At 30.2% G+C, this 3,175-nt stretch carries 5 protein-coding genes; all 5 read left to right on the forward strand.

Annotation, left to right across the window (positions count from 1 at the left end; translation table 11 throughout):
- A partial coding sequence (locus tag FLJC2902T_RS16355; protein WP_035679365.1) for a hypothetical protein occupies positions 1-357 on the forward strand: 357 nt, incomplete at its 5' end.
- Between the two features lie 255 nt (positions 358-612).
- Positions 613-822: a hypothetical protein gene (locus tag FLJC2902T_RS15595; protein WP_023580771.1), complete on the forward strand. Its 210-nt coding sequence runs from the start codon at positions 613-615 to the stop codon at positions 820-822.
- A 287-nt stretch (positions 823-1,109) separates the two neighbouring features.
- Positions 1,110-1,589 carry a hypothetical protein gene (locus FLJC2902T_RS15600; RefSeq protein WP_023580773.1) on the forward strand — a complete coding sequence of 160 codons (480 nt, stop codon included), beginning with the start codon at positions 1,110-1,112 and terminating at the stop codon, positions 1,587-1,589.
- Between the two features lie 190 nt (positions 1,590-1,779).
- Positions 1,780-2,196 carry a hypothetical protein gene (locus FLJC2902T_RS15605; RefSeq protein ID WP_023580774.1) on the forward strand — a complete coding sequence of 139 codons (417 nt, stop codon included), beginning with the start codon at positions 1,780-1,782 and terminating at the stop codon, positions 2,194-2,196.
- Between the two features lie 162 nt (positions 2,197-2,358).
- Positions 2,359-3,003 (forward strand): hypothetical protein, encoded by a 645-nt coding sequence (locus FLJC2902T_RS15610; RefSeq protein WP_023580775.1) that lies wholly within the window; start codon positions 2,359-2,361, stop codon positions 3,001-3,003.
- The last annotated feature ends 172 nt before the right edge of the window (positions 3,004-3,175 follow it).

Genomic DNA, 3,175 nt, shown 5'->3' on the forward strand with positions numbered 1-3,175 from the left:
TGCATAAAGCCCCGGGACGTTGTGCGACATTATAAAAAAACGAAACGGATGTATTCCCGATTAATTATAGAAAATATGAAAAAAAATATTCAACCAATTTTAAGTGTTTTAACCTTATTATATTTCTCAACTTTAGTTTTCCTTTCCTATAAAAATATTAAGCTTAATAATTTTTTAGACGCAATATTTGAATTAATAACTATTCCATTTATTTTATTAACGATAGTTTTATTGGTTATTAATTTCAAAAAATGGTCTCTTGAAAAATGGTCTCTTGGCACTAAGTCTTTTTTGTCAATATTATTTCTAATTTCCTCAATAACCTTAATGGTTTTTGCAACTATATATGATATTTAGATAAGTTTAAATAAAAACCACCTTAACTTTCTTTAGACAACTTTTATTTATTTAAGAATATGAAATAACGATCGCACAACAGCAGTTTGCTGCAAGTGGGGCTTTAAGGCTGCATTTAATGTTGGTTTTGTGTTTGGAAACTTAATCTTAAATCGTTAGTTTTGGGTAACCAATCCCCCACCTTCAGCAAGCTGGCGGGACGTTATGCGTAATTGCTTTAAAAAAAGTCGAAAAAAAACAAAAAAGATAAAAAACATGGAACCGATTACTAAAAGAATGATAAAAACTTTTTTTATTTCAGGGTTAATTTATGCAGGTTTAATGGCTGGGGATGATTATATTGGAGGAAATGGATTTCGATTATGGAGGTTTATCCTGCATGCTTCAGTTTTTGGTTTATTAATGGCTTTCCTATTTAGGTATAATTTTAAAAAAAATGAATCCTCTAAAGAAGACAAAAATTAGAAAACTTGAACTCAACCTCTAAGAATAATTGAAGAAAATATTTAACCAAAATTATACTTATTCATTTTGAGAATTGCAACTACGCATAACAGCGGTTTTGAGCAAGTGGGGGTTTAGGGATTTATCGGCAATGGTTAGCGTTTGTACTTTCTTCTCCGAAGTTAGGTTTTTTCTTTCAATCTTTTCGGTATATTTGTAAACAACAGTAATAAAAATCCCCACCAGCTCAAAGCCGGCGGGACGTTAGCAGTAATGTTGAAAAAACTGCCTAAATAGCAACAAATCAAATGATATTATCACATAAAAACTGTAACATTAAAATCAGCAACGAAAAAATTGAGTGCGAATATTTATTCCTTGCCAATAAAACCGTAAGCTGGGAAATATCATTAAACGAAAGATTAAAATTTCAAGAAATCATCCTCATTCCTGAAGAAATCATTGAATTCCAATTTGAAATAGAAGATATACATCATAAAGGATATTATCAAACTCAGGAAGCTGTAATATATTACCTTAAAAAAAGCGAAGCAGAGCCAAAAGAGTTTTTTAGATTTTGCGTAATTGAAGAAACAAAACTAAGTAGTCAAACAAAATCTTATGAATTTGCGAATGAAATACTTAAAGCTATTTCAAAGAGATACAATATACCGTTCTCTTATAAATATTATGTAGAAACAAAGAAAAAAAGAAACGGAATGATATATCTGTTTGCAATGATAATTATTGCGATTGTATTTGGAATATTTAGTAGTAAATTAAAATAAACACTACTGCTAACAGTGGTTTTGCGAAATTTGGGCTTTAAGGCTTAATTTTATGGTGGTTTTGTATTTGTAAACTTAGTCTTAAATTTATACTTTTGGGTAAACTAATCCCCAAACTTCGCAAAGCCACGGGACGTTATGCGTCAGCTTGTCTAAACGAAACGGCAAAGTCATTAACTAAAAATAGCAAATGAATAAAATAATCTTTATCTCTATTTTTTTTGTCTTAATTTCTTGTGCTACGAAAATGAAAGACTCAGAATTGTACGGTAAATGTAAAATGCCGAAGTATGCTTGTACTCAACTTAAACTTAACAAAAATAAAACTTTCGAATATTTTGTTTTTGAAGATGTAGGTGGTGAAAATTTATCAACTGGAACTTGGAAAATCCATAATGGAGATACTTTAATTTTGAATAGTTATACTCAACCTTCTAAAGAAGAAATAGAAGATGAAAAAATTTTCGGTGCATTTGCAAATCCAAAATACATTGTCAATCAACTTATAATTCTGAGAAGAAATAAAATAATTTTCATTCCAAAAAACAAAAATGTAAAAATATTTAGTTTGAAAAAAATAGAATTGAATCAACAGAAATGGGAATAAAAGCCGAACGCATAACAGCGGTTTGCAGCAAGTGGGGTTTTAGGGAAAAACCAAACTTCTTTTTGTATATTTGGCTTTAGGAATAAACAAACTAAAGGTACAAAAATCCCCACCTGCAGCAAGCCGGCGGGACGTTAGCAGTAATACCTTAGAACTCACCATATGGAAACCACCAGAGCAAAAGTAATTGAAGCAGGAGTTGATTTTGAAGAATCAATTTCCCAAATTATATCAATGTTGTTAGACGTTGAAAAAGATAAATCAATTTCATTCGGTTATAAAAGTGCTTCTTTAAGTTTTAATCATAGAGTTAATCTTTTGGTTGATTTGAAATTTATACCAAAAGAAATAATTTCTGACTTCCAACTTTTTGCAGAAATTAGAAATAAGTTTGCCCATATAAAATATGTAGATAGCTTTACAAAGTGTTTTGAAATTATTCCAGAAAAGAAAAATAAATTCTTATCTAATTTTTCAGGTTCAAAAGAAGGCTTAGATGATGAAAGTATATATAGAATTTGTTTTGACATATTATGCTTTACATTAAGCATTTGGTTAAGAGTTACTTTATCAATGATAGGTAATAAGAAAAAGCAGGAATTGAAGAAGACTGGAGCAGTAGAAATGATGAGAAGTTTTATTAATTATGACAAAAACAATCAAAAAAAACAGCTTTCAAGTTTTCTTAGTTCAATTACACCTGTTATAGAGGAAATTGTTCCTGATGAAGATTTTCTGAAAAGTTATGAAGAACTCAGAATTAAGCAGGAAGAAGAAATGAAAGAAAAGTTTAATACTAAAGAATAGGTACTACTGCTAACAGCGGTTTGCAGCAAGTGGGGTTTTAGGGAAAACTCCAACATTTTTTTATATATTTGGCTTTAGGAATAAACAAACTAAAGGAACAAAAATCCCCACCTGCAGCAAGCCGGCGGGACGTTGTGCGTGATTTTGGAGTAACGAGGTGAATTCAAGAACC

Origin of the sequence: Flavobacterium limnosediminis JC2902 (genome assembly GCF_000498535.1) — a bacterium.
Classification (GTDB): Bacteria; Bacteroidota; Bacteroidia; order Flavobacteriales; family Flavobacteriaceae; genus Flavobacterium; species Flavobacterium limnosediminis.